This window comes from Saccharopolyspora tripterygii (assembly GCF_054778355.1).
This window is the reverse complement of record NZ_BAAGZP010000020.1, coordinates 65,231-80,198: the sequence shown is the minus strand read 5'-3', so window position 1 is coordinate 80,198 and position 14,968 is coordinate 65,231. Positions and strand designations below refer to the sequence as shown.

The 14,968-nt window shown below is 68.8% G+C and carries 17 protein-coding genes; 9 read left to right on the top strand and 8 right to left on the bottom strand.

Translation table 11 applies throughout. From position 1 onward, the window contains the following. The first annotated feature begins 58 nt into the window (after positions 1 to 58). Entirely contained in the window at positions 59 to 1,273 is a 1,215-nt protein-coding gene (locus tag ACYVF3_RS16315; RefSeq protein ID WP_461155082.1) for an NAD(P)/FAD-dependent oxidoreductase, read from the top strand. Here ACYVF3_RS16315 and ACYVF3_RS16310 read toward each other — a convergent pair. Beyond that, complete coding sequence (locus tag ACYVF3_RS16310; RefSeq protein ID WP_461155081.1) at positions 1,251 to 1,781, bottom strand: TIGR03086 family metal-binding protein; 531 nt, start codon at positions 1,779 to 1,781, stop codon at positions 1,251 to 1,253. The two genes, ACYVF3_RS16315 and ACYVF3_RS16310, sit on opposite strands and share 23 nt — an antisense overlap. A gap of 103 nt (positions 1,782 to 1,884) precedes the next feature. On the opposite strand from ACYVF3_RS16310, the gene ACYVF3_RS16305 reads away from it, so the two are divergent. Next, positions 1,885 to 2,460, top strand: coding sequence for a dihydrofolate reductase family protein (locus ACYVF3_RS16305; protein ID WP_461155080.1), 576 nt, complete (start codon positions 1,885 to 1,887; stop codon positions 2,458 to 2,460). A gap of 255 nt (positions 2,461 to 2,715) precedes the next feature. Further along, positions 2,716 to 3,093, top strand: coding sequence for a VOC family protein (locus tag ACYVF3_RS16300; protein WP_461155079.1), 378 nt, complete (start codon positions 2,716 to 2,718; stop codon positions 3,091 to 3,093). 75 nt (positions 3,094 to 3,168) lie between these two features. Here the strand turns inward: ACYVF3_RS16300 and ACYVF3_RS16295 are convergent, their stop codons facing one another. After that, positions 3,169 to 3,963, bottom strand: coding sequence for an exodeoxyribonuclease III (locus ACYVF3_RS16295; protein ID WP_461155078.1), 795 nt, complete (start codon positions 3,961 to 3,963; stop codon positions 3,169 to 3,171). A 272-nt stretch (positions 3,964 to 4,235) separates the two neighbouring features. Between ACYVF3_RS16295 and ACYVF3_RS16290 the strand changes: the two genes are divergently transcribed. From ACYVF3_RS16290 to ACYVF3_RS16280, 3 genes are all read left to right on the top strand, one after another. After that, on the top strand, positions 4,236 to 5,102 hold the full coding sequence (locus ACYVF3_RS16290; RefSeq protein ID WP_461155077.1) for a helix-turn-helix domain-containing protein: 867 nt from the start codon (positions 4,236 to 4,238) through the stop codon (positions 5,100 to 5,102). Between the two features lie 232 nt (positions 5,103 to 5,334). Next, the gene (locus ACYVF3_RS16285; protein ID WP_461155076.1) at positions 5,335 to 5,571 is read left to right on the top strand and encodes a DUF397 domain-containing protein; all 237 of its coding nucleotides are present in this window, start codon (positions 5,335 to 5,337) and stop codon (positions 5,569 to 5,571) included. Positions 5,572 to 5,620: 49 nt separating this feature from the next. After that, positions 5,621 to 5,977 carry a hypothetical protein gene (locus tag ACYVF3_RS16280; protein WP_145744215.1) on the top strand — a complete coding sequence of 119 codons (357 nt, stop codon included), beginning with the start codon at positions 5,621 to 5,623 and terminating at the stop codon, positions 5,975 to 5,977. Positions 5,978 to 6,179: 202 nt separating this feature from the next. Here ACYVF3_RS16280 and ACYVF3_RS16275 read toward each other — a convergent pair whose 3' ends face one another. The 3 genes from ACYVF3_RS16275 to ACYVF3_RS16265 all read right to left on the bottom strand — a co-directional run bounded on the left by ACYVF3_RS16275 (position 6,180) and on the right by ACYVF3_RS16265 (position 7,471). Next, on the bottom strand, positions 6,180 to 6,437 hold the full coding sequence (locus ACYVF3_RS16275) for a DUF7660 family protein (RefSeq protein ID WP_461155075.1): 258 nt from the start codon (positions 6,435 to 6,437) through the stop codon (positions 6,180 to 6,182). Between the two features lie 259 nt (positions 6,438 to 6,696). Continuing rightward, positions 6,697 to 6,891, bottom strand: a complete 195-nt coding sequence (locus ACYVF3_RS16270; RefSeq protein ID WP_461155074.1) for a hypothetical protein — start codon at positions 6,889 to 6,891, stop codon at positions 6,697 to 6,699. Between the two features lie 43 nt (positions 6,892 to 6,934). Beyond that, the gene (locus ACYVF3_RS16265; RefSeq protein ID WP_461155073.1) at positions 6,935 to 7,471 is read right to left on the bottom strand and encodes an RICIN domain-containing protein; all 537 of its coding nucleotides are present in this window, start codon (positions 7,469 to 7,471) and stop codon (positions 6,935 to 6,937) included. A 207-nt stretch (positions 7,472 to 7,678) separates the two neighbouring features. Here ACYVF3_RS16265 and ACYVF3_RS16260 point away from each other — a divergent pair, with 207 nt between their 5' ends. After that, positions 7,679 to 8,506: a hypothetical protein gene (locus ACYVF3_RS16260; RefSeq protein WP_461155072.1), complete on the top strand. Its 828-nt coding sequence runs from the start codon at positions 7,679 to 7,681 to the stop codon at positions 8,504 to 8,506. Positions 8,507 to 8,654: 148 nt separating this feature from the next. Here the strand turns inward: ACYVF3_RS16260 and ACYVF3_RS16255 are convergent, their stop codons facing one another. The 3 genes from ACYVF3_RS16255 to ACYVF3_RS16245 all read right to left on the bottom strand — a co-directional run bounded on the left by ACYVF3_RS16255 (position 8,655) and on the right by ACYVF3_RS16245 (position 12,295). Next, the gene (locus tag ACYVF3_RS16255) at positions 8,655 to 10,472 is read right to left on the bottom strand and encodes an N-acetylmuramoyl-L-alanine amidase (RefSeq protein ID WP_461155071.1); all 1,818 of its coding nucleotides are present in this window, start codon (positions 10,470 to 10,472) and stop codon (positions 8,655 to 8,657) included. A gap of 207 nt (positions 10,473 to 10,679) precedes the next feature. Then, on the bottom strand, positions 10,680 to 11,495 hold the full coding sequence (locus ACYVF3_RS16250; RefSeq protein WP_461155070.1) for a polysaccharide lyase: 816 nt from the start codon (positions 11,493 to 11,495) through the stop codon (positions 10,680 to 10,682). Between the two features lie 74 nt (positions 11,496 to 11,569). After that, positions 11,570 to 12,295 carry a helix-turn-helix domain-containing protein gene (locus ACYVF3_RS16245; RefSeq protein WP_461155069.1) on the bottom strand — a complete coding sequence of 242 codons (726 nt, stop codon included), beginning with the start codon at positions 12,293 to 12,295 and terminating at the stop codon, positions 11,570 to 11,572. Between the two features lie 157 nt (positions 12,296 to 12,452). Between ACYVF3_RS16245 and ACYVF3_RS16240 the strand changes: the two genes are divergently transcribed. Continuing rightward, positions 12,453 to 14,327 (top strand): S9 family peptidase, encoded by a 1,875-nt coding sequence (locus ACYVF3_RS16240; protein ID WP_461155068.1) that lies wholly within the window; start codon positions 12,453 to 12,455, stop codon positions 14,325 to 14,327. Further along, a complete protein-coding gene (locus tag ACYVF3_RS16235; protein ID WP_461155067.1) occupies positions 14,324 to 14,968 on the top strand; it encodes a DUF3159 domain-containing protein in 645 nt (214 codons plus the stop codon). Before ACYVF3_RS16240 ends, ACYVF3_RS16235 begins: the two co-directional genes overlap by 4 nt.

The window sequence follows — 14,968 nt, the reverse complement described above, 5'->3', positions numbered from 1 at the left end:
GGTTGCCCGGTTCCCGTGGCGGCAGGACGCTTCGGGGGTGGGAGATTCGGAGAGTTTCGTGATCATCGGCGCAGGCATGGCCGGCGCGAAGGGCGCCGAGGCGCTGCGCGACCAGGGGTTCGACGGGCGGATCACGCTGCTGGGCGACGAGTCGCACCGGCCCTACGAGCGACCACCGCTGTCCAAGGAGTACCTGATGGGCAGCGCCGAGTTCGACGCCGCGTACGTGCACCCCGAGAACTGGTACGCCGACAACCGCGTCGACCTGCGCCTGGACACCAAGGCGCGACGGATCGACCGCTCGCTGCGCCAGGTCGAGCTCGCCGACGGGACCCAGCTGGACTTCGACAAGCTGATGCTGGCCACCGGTGCCCGCCCGCGTTCCATCCCGGTACCCGGCCACGACGCCGAGGGCGTTCTGCACCTGCGCCAGGTGGGCGATTCCGACCGCATCAAGCAGGCCCTGACCGGCATCGAGAACCTGGTGGTGGTGGGCGCGGGCTGGATCGGCTTGGAGGTGGCCTCCGCTGCGCGCCAGGCCGGGGTCGGCGTGACGGTGGTCGAGACCGCCGAGCTGCCGCTGCTGCGCGTGCTGGGCCGGGAGGTCGCCGAGGTCTTCGCCGCGCTGCACCGCGACAGAGGCGTGTCGTTCCGCTTCACGACCGCCGTGGACGAGATCCTCGCGCCGTCCGGGAAGGTCACCGGGGTGAGGCTGACCGACGGTCTGGAGATCGACGCTCAGGCGGTGCTGATCGCGGTGGGCGTCGACCCCGACGTCGACCTGGCCGCCGAAGCGAAGCTGCGCGTCTCCAACGGTGTGCTGGTCGACGCGACGCTGCGCAGCGGCGACCCGAACATCGTCGCGGCGGGCGATGTCGCCAACGCGTTCCACCCGCTGCTGGGCAAGCAGATCCGCGTCGAGCACTGGGCCAACGCGCTCAACCAGCCGGCGGTCGCGGTGTCCTCGATGCTCGGCGGCGACCTCACCTACTCGGAGCTGCCGTACTTCTTCACCGACCAGTACGACCTGGGCATGGAGTACCTCGGCCACGTCGATCCCGACGAGTACGACGAGGTGCTGTTCCGCGGTGACGTCGAGGCCCGCGAGTTCATCGCCTTCTGGCTCGCCGAGGGCAAGGTGCTGGCCGGCATGAACGTCAACATCTGGGACGTCACCGAGCAGATCAAGACCCTGATCACCTCGGGCGCCACCGTCGACCGCCAAGCCCTGCAGGACCCGGACGTCCCCCTCAACGAGCACATCGCCCGCTGACCCCGGGATCACGTCCGGTCATGGCGACGATCCGGTCCAGCAGCGGCGCGTCGTCGGCGACCTCGACCGGGGGTCCCCACAGCTCCGGCAGCGGAGCGCTGGGGACGAACACCCGCACGTGCGCCCAGCACGCCCGCAGGGTGTCGTCGGTGAGGTGAAGCGGCGTTCCGGTGGCCTGCGCCAGGTCCCAGCCGTGGACGACGACCTCGGTGAGCGCGATGCGGCCCCAGACCTCGTTGCGCAGCAGCACTCCGCCCGCTGCGGTCTCGCCTCCCCACGCGGCCGGGGACGACCACGCCCGGCCCAGCTCCAGAACGTGCGAGCGGGCATCGCCGGGACCCGGTCTCGCCGAGGCCAGGGCCGTGAAGCCCTGCGCGGCCTCGTCGACGTGCGCGATGACCTCGCCGACGTCGTACTCGGAGCACGGGGTCGGCAGGTCGAGCTGGTCGTCGGTCACGGTGCTCAGCAGGGCGGCGAACTCGCGGCAGGCGGGTGTCAGATCGATCAACGCAGTCCTCCTCGACAACGGGCTCTCGGAGAGGTTGACGAAAAAGAACCGCCGAACTCATCGCCGTGCCGCTACAGTCACCGAGGACCACGAGGGGGCCGCTTTGCGAAGAATGACGTACATGATCGCGTCGACGATCGACGGCCGCATCACCGGTCCGGCGAACGACAACCCCGACTTCTTCCTCCACGAGGGCGATCACGGGGATTTCCTGCGCGCGGAGTTCCCGGAACTGCTGCCCACGCACATCCGGCCGATGTTCGGTCTCGACGAGGTGCCCAACAAGCACTTCGACACGGTGCTGCAGGGGCGCGGGAGTTGGGACATCGGCATGCGGGAGGGCATCACCAACGCCTACCGGCACCTGCGCAGCATCGTGTTCTCCCGCAGCATCACCGAATCCCCCGACCCGACCGTGGAATTCGTCTCGACGGATCCGCTGGAGAAGGTCCGCGAGCTCAAGCGCGAGCCGGGATCGGGAATCTGGTTGTGCGGCGGCGGAAAGCTCGCAGCAGCGCTGCGACCCGAGATCGATGAATTGATCATCAAGCTGCACCCGGTGATCGCCGGCACCGGAATTCCCCTGTTCGACGGCGACTTCGCCCCGGAGCACTTCCAGCTCGCCGAAGCGAAACCGTTCACCAGCGGCGTCGTGCACCTCACCTACCGGAAGCGTTGACGAAGAGCCTTGCGGTCAGCGTGTTGTTCCGTCTAGTTTGATTCGGTGATTATCGGGACGGCGACACGCCACGCACGGATTGGCAACCCGGTAGAGCGCTGACCGCTCTGCGGGCCTCGCGCCCGACCCCCTCTCATTCGGGAGGGGGGTGATCTTCTCCGCACCCGTCTCGAAAGACGGCGAACGAGCGCGCCGACACCATTTCAGCCCGCGCTCCTCCACGACTGAGCACCGCAGTCCGCTGAGGAGAGATCTGTGAGCATCACGTTCAACCACACCATCATCGCCGCGAAGGATCGCGAAGAATCCGCGCGGTTCTACCGGGAACTCCTGGAGGTTCCGGAAGCCCCGTCGTGGGGCGTGTTCACCAACATCCAGCTCGACGGAGGAGTGCTGCTGCAATTCGCCGAACCACCGGTGGACGAAATCCAGATGCAGCACTACGCGTTCCTGGTCGACGACGGCCTCTTCGACCGCGCCTACGCGCGAATTCGGGAGCGCGCCATCGAGCACTGGGCCGACCCGCACGGCGCCGAACCGGGCCGGATCAACCACAACCACGGAGGTCGCGGCGTCTACTTCAAGGACCCCGCGGGCCACGGCCTGGAAATCATCACCTCGCCGTACCTGTGAATCGCGGGTAGGAGGTGGGGAAGTTTTCATGAAAACTTCCCCACCCCCTGGAACGCACGAAACCGGCGTCGTGCCTCAGAGGTCGTAGGTGACCGTCACCGGGGCGTGGTCGGACCAGCGCTGGTCGTAGCTGGGGGCGCGTTCGACGACCGCGTCGGTGGCTCGTTCGGCGAGGCCGGGGGTGGCGACCTGGTAGTCGATCCGCCAGCCGGAGTCGTTGTCGAAGGCCTTTCCCCGGTAGGACCACCAGGAGTAGGGGCCGGGGCCTTCGGGGTGGAGGCTTCGGACGACGTCGGTGTAGCCGGATTCGAAGACGTCGGTGAGCCACGCCCGCTCCTCGGGGAGGAAACCGGCCGACTTCTGGTTGGCCTTCCAGTTCTTCAGGTCGGCTTCGCGGTGGGCGATGTTCCAGTCACCGCACACCACGACCTCGCGGCCTGCGGAGGCGGCGCGCTCGCGGAGGCCGGCGAGGTGTTCGCCGAACTCCTTCATGAAGCGCTCCTTCTCGTCCTGGCGCGGCGTGCCGACTTCACCGCTGGGCAGGTAGAGGCTGGCGATCGTGACGCCCGGGAGGTCGATCTCCAGGTAGCGGCCGCTGTCGTCGAACTCGGCCGACCCGAACCCGACGCGGACCGCCTCCGGCTCCGCGCGGCTGTAGATCGCGACGCCCGCGCGCCCCTTCGCGGAGCTCGGGGCCAGCGCCGCGTGCCAGCCCTCGGGATCGCGCACCTCGGCGGTGAGCTGGTCGGCCTCGGCACGGGTCTCCTGCATGCAGATCACGTCCGCACCGGTTTCCGCGAGCCACTCCACGAAGCCCTTCTTCGCGGCCGCGCGCAAACCGTTCACATTCACCGTTGACAAAGTCAGCACCCCGAGAGCCTATCGACCTGGACTTCCCGAACGGAGCGCCCTGCGCGAGTGATTTCAACCGCTGATCCACTCGGCGATATCAGCACCAGCGGATTCCAACACCCCACAATGCGCAGATTTCACCCAGTTGACCTGCGCGACCTCCACCGAACCGGGGAAGCGGCTAGACCTTCGACGGTATTCCACTACTATCCCCTTCCGTAACGTTCACCCGCGTCGCTTCGACAGCGGGACGAGAGAACGTCCAAAAACCCCTTCGCAGGAGGTCTCGCGTGGCCCCGGACAGCGCCACGGGAAGCGGTCCCACGGCCCGCCGTCTCGTGTTGGGCAGCCAGCTGCGCAGGTTGCGGGAGTCCCGGCAGATCTCCCGCGAGGACGCCGGTTACGCCATCCGCGGTTCCGGGTCGAAGATCAGCCGCCTGGAGCTCGGCCGCGTCGGCTTCAAGGAACGCGACGTCGCCGACCTGCTGAGCCTGTACGGGGTGGACGACAACACCGAGCGCGAGTCCTTCTTGGACCTGGTGCGCCGGTCGAACGAGCCCGGCTGGTGGAACCGCTACAACGACCTGATCGCCCCGTGGTTCCAGGACTTCGTCGGTCTGGAGGAATCCGCGTCCCGGATCCAGACCTACGAGCTCCAGTTCGTGCCGGGCCTGCTGCAGACCGAGCGCTACGCGCGGGCCGTCGCCACCCAGGGTCGTCCCGAAGCCGAGGACGAAGAGGTCGACCGCCGGGTCCGCCTGCGCATGCAGCGGCAGCGGATGTTCGCCCAGCCCAAGTCGCCGCGCGTGTGGGCGGTGATCGACGAGTCCGTGCTGCACCGCCCGATCGGCGGCAAGAACGTGATGCGCGAGCAGATCGAGTCCCTGTTGGACGCGACGAAGCTGCCGACCGTGACCTTGCAGGCGCTGCCCTTCGCTCTCGGTCGCTCGGCCGCCGAAGGTGCTTACACGATCCTGCGTTTCGCCGAGCCGGAGATCCCGGACATCGTCTACCTGGAGCACCTCTGCGGTGCGCTCTACCTGGACAAGGCCGAGGAAGTCGAGATCTACAGCAAGGTCAGCCACCGGCTCGCCGTGGACGCGCTGACCCCGGAGGGAACCCGCAAGATGCTGCAGGACCGACTCCGGGAACTCTGAGCCCGAACGGGAATTTCCCAGTTGTTCGTCCGTTCGGATGACGCGCGGCGACTGTTCGCCGAATCTCCGGCACCGAGTGCCGCCTTTGCGTTACACCCATGCGTGTGATCACGCTCTCAGTGCCGTGCACGTGCATTCAATCGTGCATCTGCAGCTGATACCTTCCCCTGCACGATCAACTGCACGTGCAGATGGTCGGTGCAAGTGAGAGTCGGGGAAGGGTGGGGTTCGGATGACGGACATCCAGAACGGCATGCCCGCGAAGCAGCTTCCCAACGCTGGCTGGCGCAAGAGTCGCCACAGTGGAGCGGTGGGTAACTGCGTGGAGCTGGCACCGTTGGTCGACGGTGGGGTCGCCGTCAGAAACTCGCGCTACCCCGAGGGCCCGGCACTGGTCTACAGCAGGGACGAGATCGCAGCGTTCCTGAACGGAGCAAAGGACGGCGAGTTCGACGATCTGATCGTCTGAGCTGGTCGGCCACATGGTCTGAGCCCCTACGACGAACAACGGTGGCGCCATGAACGACATAACCAACGGCCTGCAAGCCCTGGTCGCCCGCGACTTCCAGTTCACGCATCCCCGAGATGCCAGCGGAAGCCTGGTCGCCGTGGTCGGAATCCGGGTGCATCACGGGGTTTTCGACATCCTGCAGCTCTTCGGCGAGAACGACGCCGACGCGGCGCGGATCCCCGCTGACGAACCCGACGTCCTGTTCCCCAGCCGCGTGCTGTGGCGGACCAACGGACCCGCGCACGACGTGATCAACGAGCTGCTGCACATGCCGGAACCACTGCTGGAAACCGGCGCGGAGGGCAACGGCTGCTGGATCCCCACGCACGCCGGCCGCTCCAAGTGGCTCGCCGTCTCAGCTTGACCCGCGCGCGCAGCGAAGTCTGATTCGCGGTGGGCACGTCCCACCCCGGGCCTGGCTCCGCTGCCGCGAACCCCCCGTCCGACACCCGGTGTTCGGCCACCCCCCATGCCGCGCACCGGTACGGACGCCCCCAAATGGATCGGGTCCCCGCGTCACCCCCAGCGCGCGGGGACCCGATCTTTTGGGTTTCGGATCAGCATGTTCACTCGTAGATGGTCGCAGCCAGCAGCATTTCCGCGAGCAAGCGCCAACTCGGTTCAGACGGAACTTCCTGTCCGGTGTTCGCGCAGTAGCCGTCAAGATCAGCAGCCCACGCCGAGAGCGCTTCGAGATACCTGGGAAGCGTGGCGTTCTCCCAGGCTTCACCACCGGACGAGTCGGCCTCCCTCGCGAGAAGCTCGACAAACTCCACCAAGTCCTGCCGCGTCCGAACCTTCTCAGCCGCCTCATTCAGGTCCATGCCAGCCCACTCCTCGAATCCGGATACCGATTCCCTCCGTGGTGGTGCTGAACTTCTTGGTGAACTCTCGCTGAGTCTCACGGCTGGTGGCCATCCGGTAGGGGACCTCGACCCCTGCCCTTTGGAATGCGACCAACCTGCGATTATCGAGCGTGAAGAGATTGCCGTCACGCTCCACCTCGGAGAGGGAGCGTTTCGGCACGGGCGCGCAGTCCTGCCCGACGCACCTGGCTCGCACGGCGGGCACCGTGTGGTTCGGCTACGACTGCGGGTCGTCCTGGCAGGGCCGGATCGGTGCGCTCGACACCCTCGCGCAGCCGCCCTCGGTGCGGCTGGACCTGCAGGGCGGAACGCCGTCCCAGCAGGCACCGCTGATGGCTTCCGGCACCGGCGACGCGGGGCCCGTGCTGGCCGGCCAGCCGGACACCACCGGTGGTGGTGGGGAAGTTTTCATGAAAACTTCCCCACCACCACGGGGCAACCGCCTCCCGCTCTTCTCAGAGGTCGAGCTTGAAGGCCTGGGTGTCCATGGCGTTGTGGTCGGGTTTCGTGGAATTGCTGGTGACCTGTTCTCGTTCGGTGAGCTGGAGGGAGCCGTTCTTGGCCGGGGGCTGCTGGACGGCCACGACGTAGCGCGGCGCGGACTTCGGGCTGATGACGACCGATCCGTCGTTGCGGCGGTTCATCGTCCAGGTCTGGGCGGGGCTGGACGGGTCGCAGGCGACGGTGCGCAGCTCACCTCCGGCGCGCGTCTCGGCGGTGACGCACCGGCGGTTCTCCTGGCTCTGGATGGACACCGCGCCGTCGGGCCGCTTGGCGATGATCCACTGGTCGAACGACCGCGGTTGCGCCGTCGAGTGGGGGCGCAGGGTGCCGACCGCGGAGCTCTCACCGTTGACCACCCAGCGCGACTTGTCGGCCACGTTGGTGATCTTGGTGATGAGCACGGAATCGGCAGAGGCAGGCAGCGCGGGCACGACCGACAAGGCGGCCATCGCGCCGAGTGCACTCAGCATCCAGCGAGCGCGTCTCATGATGGGTCCTCCGGGACATGACGATGATTCGGGGAAAGCGAACCAGTCCGGTTCGCCCGGAGATCGATACTTACCAGCGCCCCGGAGGATGTTCGCGGCCAGTAATCCCAACGGGCGAAGCCCGGACGATACGAGCCGTTCGTCCGCTCGACGCCGTCGATGAGTAGCCTGGCGGCTCGGTGTTCCCTAGGAGCTGCGGGGTTTTCGGTGAGCGAGTACCAGCACTACGAGTTCCTCTCGGTCGACCGGCCGCTGAGCGATGAGGAGCAGGCCGAGGTGCGCGAGATCTCCGCCCGTGCCTCGATCACCGGCACCACCTTCACCGCCACGTACGAGCAGGACGAGTTCCGGGGCGATCCGGACGTGCTCGTCGAGTCCTACTACGACGCGCACCTGCACGTGACGAGCTGGGGAACGCGACGGCTGATGATCCGCGTCGCGCGCGGGGACCTCGACGACGCCGTGGCCGAGGAGTTCGAGGTCGCCGAACGGGTCGACGTGTGGAGCTCCGAGGAGCACGTGGTGCTGGACTTCACCAGCGAGGACGAGGAATCCCCCGAGGCCGACCACGACGGCCTGCTGGTCCGGCTCGCCGAGGTCCGCGACGAGATCGTCGCCGGGGACCTGCGGTCCCTCTACATCGCGTGGCTCGCCGGGTACGGGACCTGGGAGCGCGACGAGTTCGCCTTCGACACCAGCGCCGAGGACGAGCCCGAACCGGTCGTGCCGCCCGGACTCGGGCAGCTCACCGCCGCCCAGCTGGCGCTCGCGGAGTTCCTGCGGCTCGACGAGGACCTGCTGGCCGTGGCGACCGAGAACAGCACGCCGCTGCAGGAACCCCTCGACCCGAAGGCGCTCGGCGCCTGGATGACCGAACTGCCCTCCGCCGACAAGGACGTCCTCCTGCTGCAGGTCGCGCAGGGGCAAGCCGCCGAAGCGCGGATCGAGATCCTGCGCCGCTTCAACGGGGACACGGCCGCGGGCAGCCGCACCGTCGGCGAGCTCCTCGACCAGGCCGCCCGGCGACGCGGCTGATGACCTCGCGCGTCGGGAGCGGAGCCCCGGGCACGTCCCAGTTTTAGTCCAAACTGAGCCGACATTTCGGGCACGAAAGCGGCCTGATTAGGACTAAAACTGGGACATGCCGAGGTGACCGCCCTGCCGGGCCACCGCATCGGGTGGGTCAGGGGGCGGGTTTGATGTCGGCGCGCTTCACGTAGACCCAGCGGTGGTTGTAGGAGATCCGCACGTACTGCTCGGCTCCGCTGATCACCGTGTGGTTGTTCGGGTCCTCGACGCCGTCGTAGACCGCGTTGTAGTCGGTCGCGCGCACGCCATCACCGGCGACGTAGACCTGACCGGCCGGGATCGCGTACGGCAGCGGTTCGATCTCGCGAGGATCGATGCCCTCCGGGTACTCGCGCGGCGAGGGGGCCGCGAAGCCGTAGGTCGGGATGCCGTCGCGACGGGCTTCGACGAGATCAGCGTCCTCGGCGGGCGCGGTGTTCTCGCCGCCCGGATCGCGCAGCCACGCCTTCTTGCCGTCGAACCAGATGGCCAGCCAGTCGCCCTTCCGCTCGGCGACCGCGTAGCGCTGACCGGTCGCGGCCTTGGCCGACCAGTCCTCGATGCGGGTGGTGCCGGGTGCGCCGTCGGGGTGCACCGCCGGGTTGCTCAGCAGCGGCGCGTCGTCGCGCGGCTCGGTCCGCAGGTAGAGGAAGTTCGCCGGCTGGGCGGGCAGGTCCTGGCAGGCGCCGTCCGGGCATTCGGAGACCGGCGGCTGGTTGGTGTCGAAGCGCGGGTAGATCGTGACCGCTTCACCCTCGCCCCGGTCACCGTCGAGCGGTGCTCCGACGAGGTTCATGTAGTGCGCCCAGTCCCAGTACGGACCCGGGTCGTAGTGCTCGGTGCCCGCGCCCGACGGCTTGTCCGCGCTGACCTCGTCGTGGCCCACGATGTGCTCGCGGTCCAGCGGGATGTCGTACTTCTCGGCCAGGTACCGCACGAGCTTCGCCGAGGAGCGGTACATCGACTCGGTGTACCAGGTGCCGCCCTCGTTGGCCCAGCCCTCGTGCTCGATGCCGATGGAGCGCATGTTCCGGTCCCAGCTACCGGCGTGCCAGGCCATGTCCTTGGTCGGCACCATCTGCGTGACCTCGCCGTCGGAGGACCGGATCACGTAGTGCGCGGCGGCACCGTGCGCCGGGTCCTGGAACAGCGAGATCGCGGTCTGGTAGGCGACTTCGGTGTCGTGGATGACGATCGAGTCGATCTCGACGTCGTCGGGCCGGTCGGCCGTGTCGTAGTTGCCGTACCCGGCGGACGGGTCCTCGGGATCGGTCGGCGCGTAGGCGGCCGGGATGTACCGGCAGTCCAGCGATTCCGGGCACTCGGCGCGGGATTCCGACTCGTCCGTGGCGAGCCCGGTGCGGGCGAGGTCGCGGTTCGGGGTGACCTCGGGGGTCTGGCTGAACGAGACGTGCTGCCCGCTGGAGGTGGTACGAGCGCGTCCCTGGCCGAGCACGTCGTAGACGCTGTCGGCGAAGTCCTGCGCACCGCTGACCTGCGGGCTGCCGCTGAGGTCGGCGATCGCCGGGTACCAGCCGCCGAGGTCGTGGGGCAGCTCCCCGCCGCCGAGCTGCTTGGCGCGTTCGGCCAGCAGCGCGGCACCGGCACGGATGTTGCTCTCCGGATCCCGCTTGAGCGACTCGGCCGGAACGCCGAGCAGCGCCGCGGCCTCCGGCAGCGTGTGCAGCGCGGGGTGGTCGGCGAGCTTGCGCAGCTTCGGGTTCTGCTCGCGCAGCTGCGCGAGGTCGACCTCGGTGAGGTGCATCGGCCCGTACCCGCCGGCGCGGCTCTGCTCACCTCGGTGGTCCTCCCACCGGGTGAGCTGGTAGGAGGTCGCCATCAGAAGCGTTGCGGGGACGCCGAATTCGTCCGCTGCCGTCTCGAACGTCCGCTGCACCGCGGTGTCCGGGTCCCGAGGTGGGGAAGTTCTCATGAAAACTTCTCCACCCGCATGAGCAGGAGCGGCACCGAGCACCAACCCCACGGTCACCACCACCCACAGCGCGCGTCGTTTCGCCTGTTCCTTCACCCGGGCCCCTCCCGATCCGTTGAGCGCTGGAGCGCTTCTCGATCGGAATCATCCCGTCCCGGCCGGAGTGCGGCAGGCCCATTCGCGCAACCGCCGCCGGCTCGTTATCGATCAGGGCGTGGTGACCTCGAAATCGCGGAACCGGGCGTGCACGTCGTGGCTCGGACCCCACTCGGTGGCGTGACCGCCGAAGAAGGTCGAGAAGAAGATCCCGGCGAAGGGGATGTCGCCGATCTGCTCGATGCCCTGCTGGTCGAGCACCTGCTGCCCGTCGACGCTCACCACGATCCGCCCGGTGTCGCGGTCGACGGTCTGCGCGACGGTGTGCCACTGATCATCGGCCTGCCACTGCCAGGCTCCGCGACCGACGTCCTCGCCGTAGCCGTCGCCCATCGACGGGTCGTAGACGTAGACCTCACCGTCGGCGCTGCGCGCACCGGAACCGTCGTCGTTGCGCCACATGAACCGGGTCGACCAGGCCTGCCCGTGGTTGCCGCCGCCGGCTTCGCCCGGTGCGCCGCCGTAGAGCCCGGGGAGCTTGCCGCCCTTGCCGAAGTCCCAGTCGGCGGGGAACTTCGCCTGGTAGGTCAGCCGGAGGCTGCGCGCCTCGGCCAAGTCACCGCGTCCGGCGGCGGTGAAGTCGCTGTAGAACTGGCCGCCGCCCTCGCTGGGGCAGTCGTCGCAGGAGGGAGCGGAGGAGCCCTGCCCGTAGAAGACGTCGACGGCACCGTCCTGGCCGGACATCCGGTCGAACCCGAACTGCCCGTCGTCGACGACTCCCCACCGCTGCGACCAGGAATCGCCGGGGAAGTCCGCGAAATCCCCGTTCCAGGGGTCAGCGGCGAACGCCGTCGCGGGCAACGCGACCACCGCGGCGAGCACGAGTCCGAGAATCCCTGCGGGGCGGCGAGATCGGTGAATGCGCACAGTTGATCACCTCATCGCGAGCACACACCCGAAGCACGACCCCGTCAACCGCCGTGTCCTATACCCGCCGCGGCTCAGGAGTCGTGGACGAGTTTGTGGACTCGTTGCAGCACGTCGATCTGGGCCGGGTTGTAGAGGTCGATGAGGGCCTTGCCCGCCGTGATCCAGGCGTGCCGGGAGCCGCCAGGGGCGTCCGCGCCGAGTTCGAGCAGGCCCGGGTGCTTCTCGTAGAGGCCGCGGGTCGCCTCGGCGAGTTCCGCGGCCACGGACTCGCGGGTCTCCTCGTCGGCGTCGGCGGGCAGTTCGTCGAACGCCGGGGACGCGTCCTCACCGGGGTTGCTCTGCAGCATGTCCACGTAGGCCTGCATGCCCTGCGGACCCAGGACGCGGGAGACCACGACGAGGAACGAGCGGTCGGCATCGGTCATCTCGGTTCCCGCGGCGGCCGATCCGAGCTCCGGTGGCAGGTCGGTGGGCGAGGCCTGGTGCAGGATGAGGCCCAGCTCGACGCGTGCGCGCTGGAGTCGTTCGATGGTGGCGGCGAGTTCCGCGTCGAGAGCGCGCAGGGCTTCCTCCGGGTGGTCGTCGGCGTCGCCCATGCCGGCGATCTGGGACAACGAGAACCCCAGATCGACCAGCCTCTTGATGCGCAGCAAGCGCACCAGGTGCGCGACGCCGTACTGCTTGTAGCCGTTGGACCGCCGTTCCGGCTCTTCGAGCAGGCCGACCTCGTGGTAGTGCCGCACGGCTCGCAGGCTCGTTCCGGCGAGCTCGGCGATTTCGCGAGTGCTCCAGGCCACCAGGTCTCTCCTCGTCTCCACGGCGTTTGCGCCCTCAAGTCAAAACTGTGCCGCTGCGGCACGGTCAAGAGTGATGCACATCACCATGCCGGTGACTTGAGCGTGACGCAGCGGCACACCTTCTGCTGGACCCACGCCACGATCCCAGGGGGATGACATGACCAGACCCGACCACCTCCCGGTCGAGGACCTCTTCGCCGAACCGCAGCGCACCCGGGCGCGGATCTCGCCGGACGGAACCAGGCTCGCGTTCCTCGCGCCCTGGAAGCACCGGCTCAACGTGTGGGTGCAGGACCTCGAACCCGGCGCGGAGCCGCAGTGCGTGACGGCCGACGAGACCCGCAGCGTGCAGAGCTTCCAGTGGACCGACGACCCGCGCTGGCTGCTCTACCTGCAGGACACCGGCGGCGACGAGAACTGGCACCTGCACCGGGCGGACATCAACGCCCCCGGTCAGCCCGCCGTCGACCTGACGCCGTTCCCCGGCGCCCGGGTCGTCTCGTTCGACCCCTCCCTCGACCGGCCCGGCAAGCTCACGCTCCTGCTCAACGCGCGCACCCCCGCCGAGTTCGACCTGCACGAGCTCGACGTGGCGACCGGCGAGCTCACGCTGCTCGGCGAGAGCCCGGGACCGGGCATGACCTGGTTCCCGGCCGCGGGCGGCGAGCTGCTCGCCAGCTCGCTCACGGCCGACGGCGACGTCGAGATCGCCCGGCCTTCCGCCGACGGCGCGCTGCAGCGCGTGCGGCTGTTCCCCGGTATCGACCACCCGGTGGGCGCACTGCTGCAGGTGACGCCCGACGGGCGCGGCATGTGGTTCGGCACCAACGAGGGCACCGACCGCACCCGGCTGGTCCGCATCGACCTGGCCACCGGGGCCGAGACCGAGGTCGACAGCCACCCGGAGTTCGACCTGGACCCGCGCCCGCAGGTGTTCCCCCTCGCGCCCGAGACGCTGATCCGCGACCGGCGCGGCGAGCTGCTCGGTGCCCGCTACCTGGGCGAGCGCCAGGTGATCCGGCCGCTCGACCCGCACTTCGCCGACGTGCTCGCGGAGCTGGAGAAGCTCTCCGACGGCGATGTCGGCGAGCTCTCCTCCGACGACTCGGGGCAGCGCTGGATCGTCTCCTTCACCCACGACCGCGATCCGGGCGCGACCTGGTTCTACGACCACGCCACGGGCGAGCGGCGACTGCTGTTCCGGCCGTTCCCGCACCTGGACCCCGAGGCGCTGGCGCCGATGACGCCGGTGACCATCACCGCCCGCGACGGGCTGGAACTGCCGTCGTACCTGACGCTCCCGGTCGGCGTCGAGCCGTCGAAGCTCCCGCTGGTGCTGGTGGTCCACGGTGGACCGTGGGCGCGCGATGCCTGGGGCTTCAACGCGGCGGTGCAGCTGCTGGCCAACCGCGGATTCGCGGTGCTGCAGGTCAACTTCCGGGGTTCGACGGGCTTCGGGAAGGCCCACACCCAGGCCGCGATCGGCGAGTTCGCGGGAGCCATGCACGACGACCTCATCGACGGCGTGGACTGGGCCGTCGAGCAGGGCTACGCCGACCCGGACCGGGTCGCGATCTTCGGCGGGTCCTACGGCGGCTACGCCGCGCTGGTCGGAGCCACCTTCACGCCGGATCGCTTCGCCGCGGTCGTCGACTACGTCGGCATCTCCGACCTCGCGAACTTCATGCGCACCCAGCCCGATTTCGTCAAACCCGGCCTGGTCAACAACTGGTTCCGCTACGTGGGCGATCCCGCCGACCCGGAGCAGGAAGCCGACATGCTGGCCCGCTCCCCGATCACCCGCGCCGCCGAGATCCGCTCGCCGCTGCTGGTCATCCAGGGCGCCAACGACGCGCGGGTCGTGCAGAACGAGTCCGACCTGATCGTGCGGGCGGTGCGCGACAACGGGCTCGACGTCGAGTACCTGGTGTTCCCCGACGAGGGCCACGCGATCGTCAACCCGGAGAACGTCATCACCATGTTCCGCGCTGCGGACCGCTTCCTCACCCAGCACATAGGAGACGCGAAATGATCAACGCAGAGCCCCGGCCTCCCGCGACCGACGACGAACCGATCGACGTCAAGCAGGCGATGCTCGACGGCCTCGGCGGGCCGCTCGGGATGCTGTTCACGACGCTGCCCGTCGTGGTGTTCGTGACCGCGACCTCGTTCCTGCCGCTGACGGTGTCGATCGGGATCGCGCTCGCCGTGGCCCTGGCGCTGACCGGACTCCGGGTGCTGCGCGGCGAGAAGCTGTCCTCGGCGCTCGGCGGTGTCCTCGCCATCGCCGTGGCGGGCGGTGTCGCGGCGTGGACCGGGTCGGCCAAGGACTTCTTCCTCATCGGGATCTGGGCGAGCCTGGCCGGTGCGGTCGTCGTGCTCGCCACGATGCTGGCGGGCCGCCCGATCACCGGTGTCATCTGGAACGCCCTGCACGGCGGGAAGAACCCCTGGCGGCAGAACCGCTCCGCGTTGCGCGCGCACTACCTCGCGTCGCTGGCGGTCCTGCTGGTGTTCGCGGGCCGCTTCGTGGTCAAGGAATGGCTCTACCAGGCCGATTCCACCGGCTGGCTGGCCTTCGCCAAGATCGCCATGGGCACTCCCCTGACGGCGCTGGCGGCCGTGGTGGTCCTCTGGTCGTTCCGGCACACCACCAAGGTCCTCAAGCTCTGA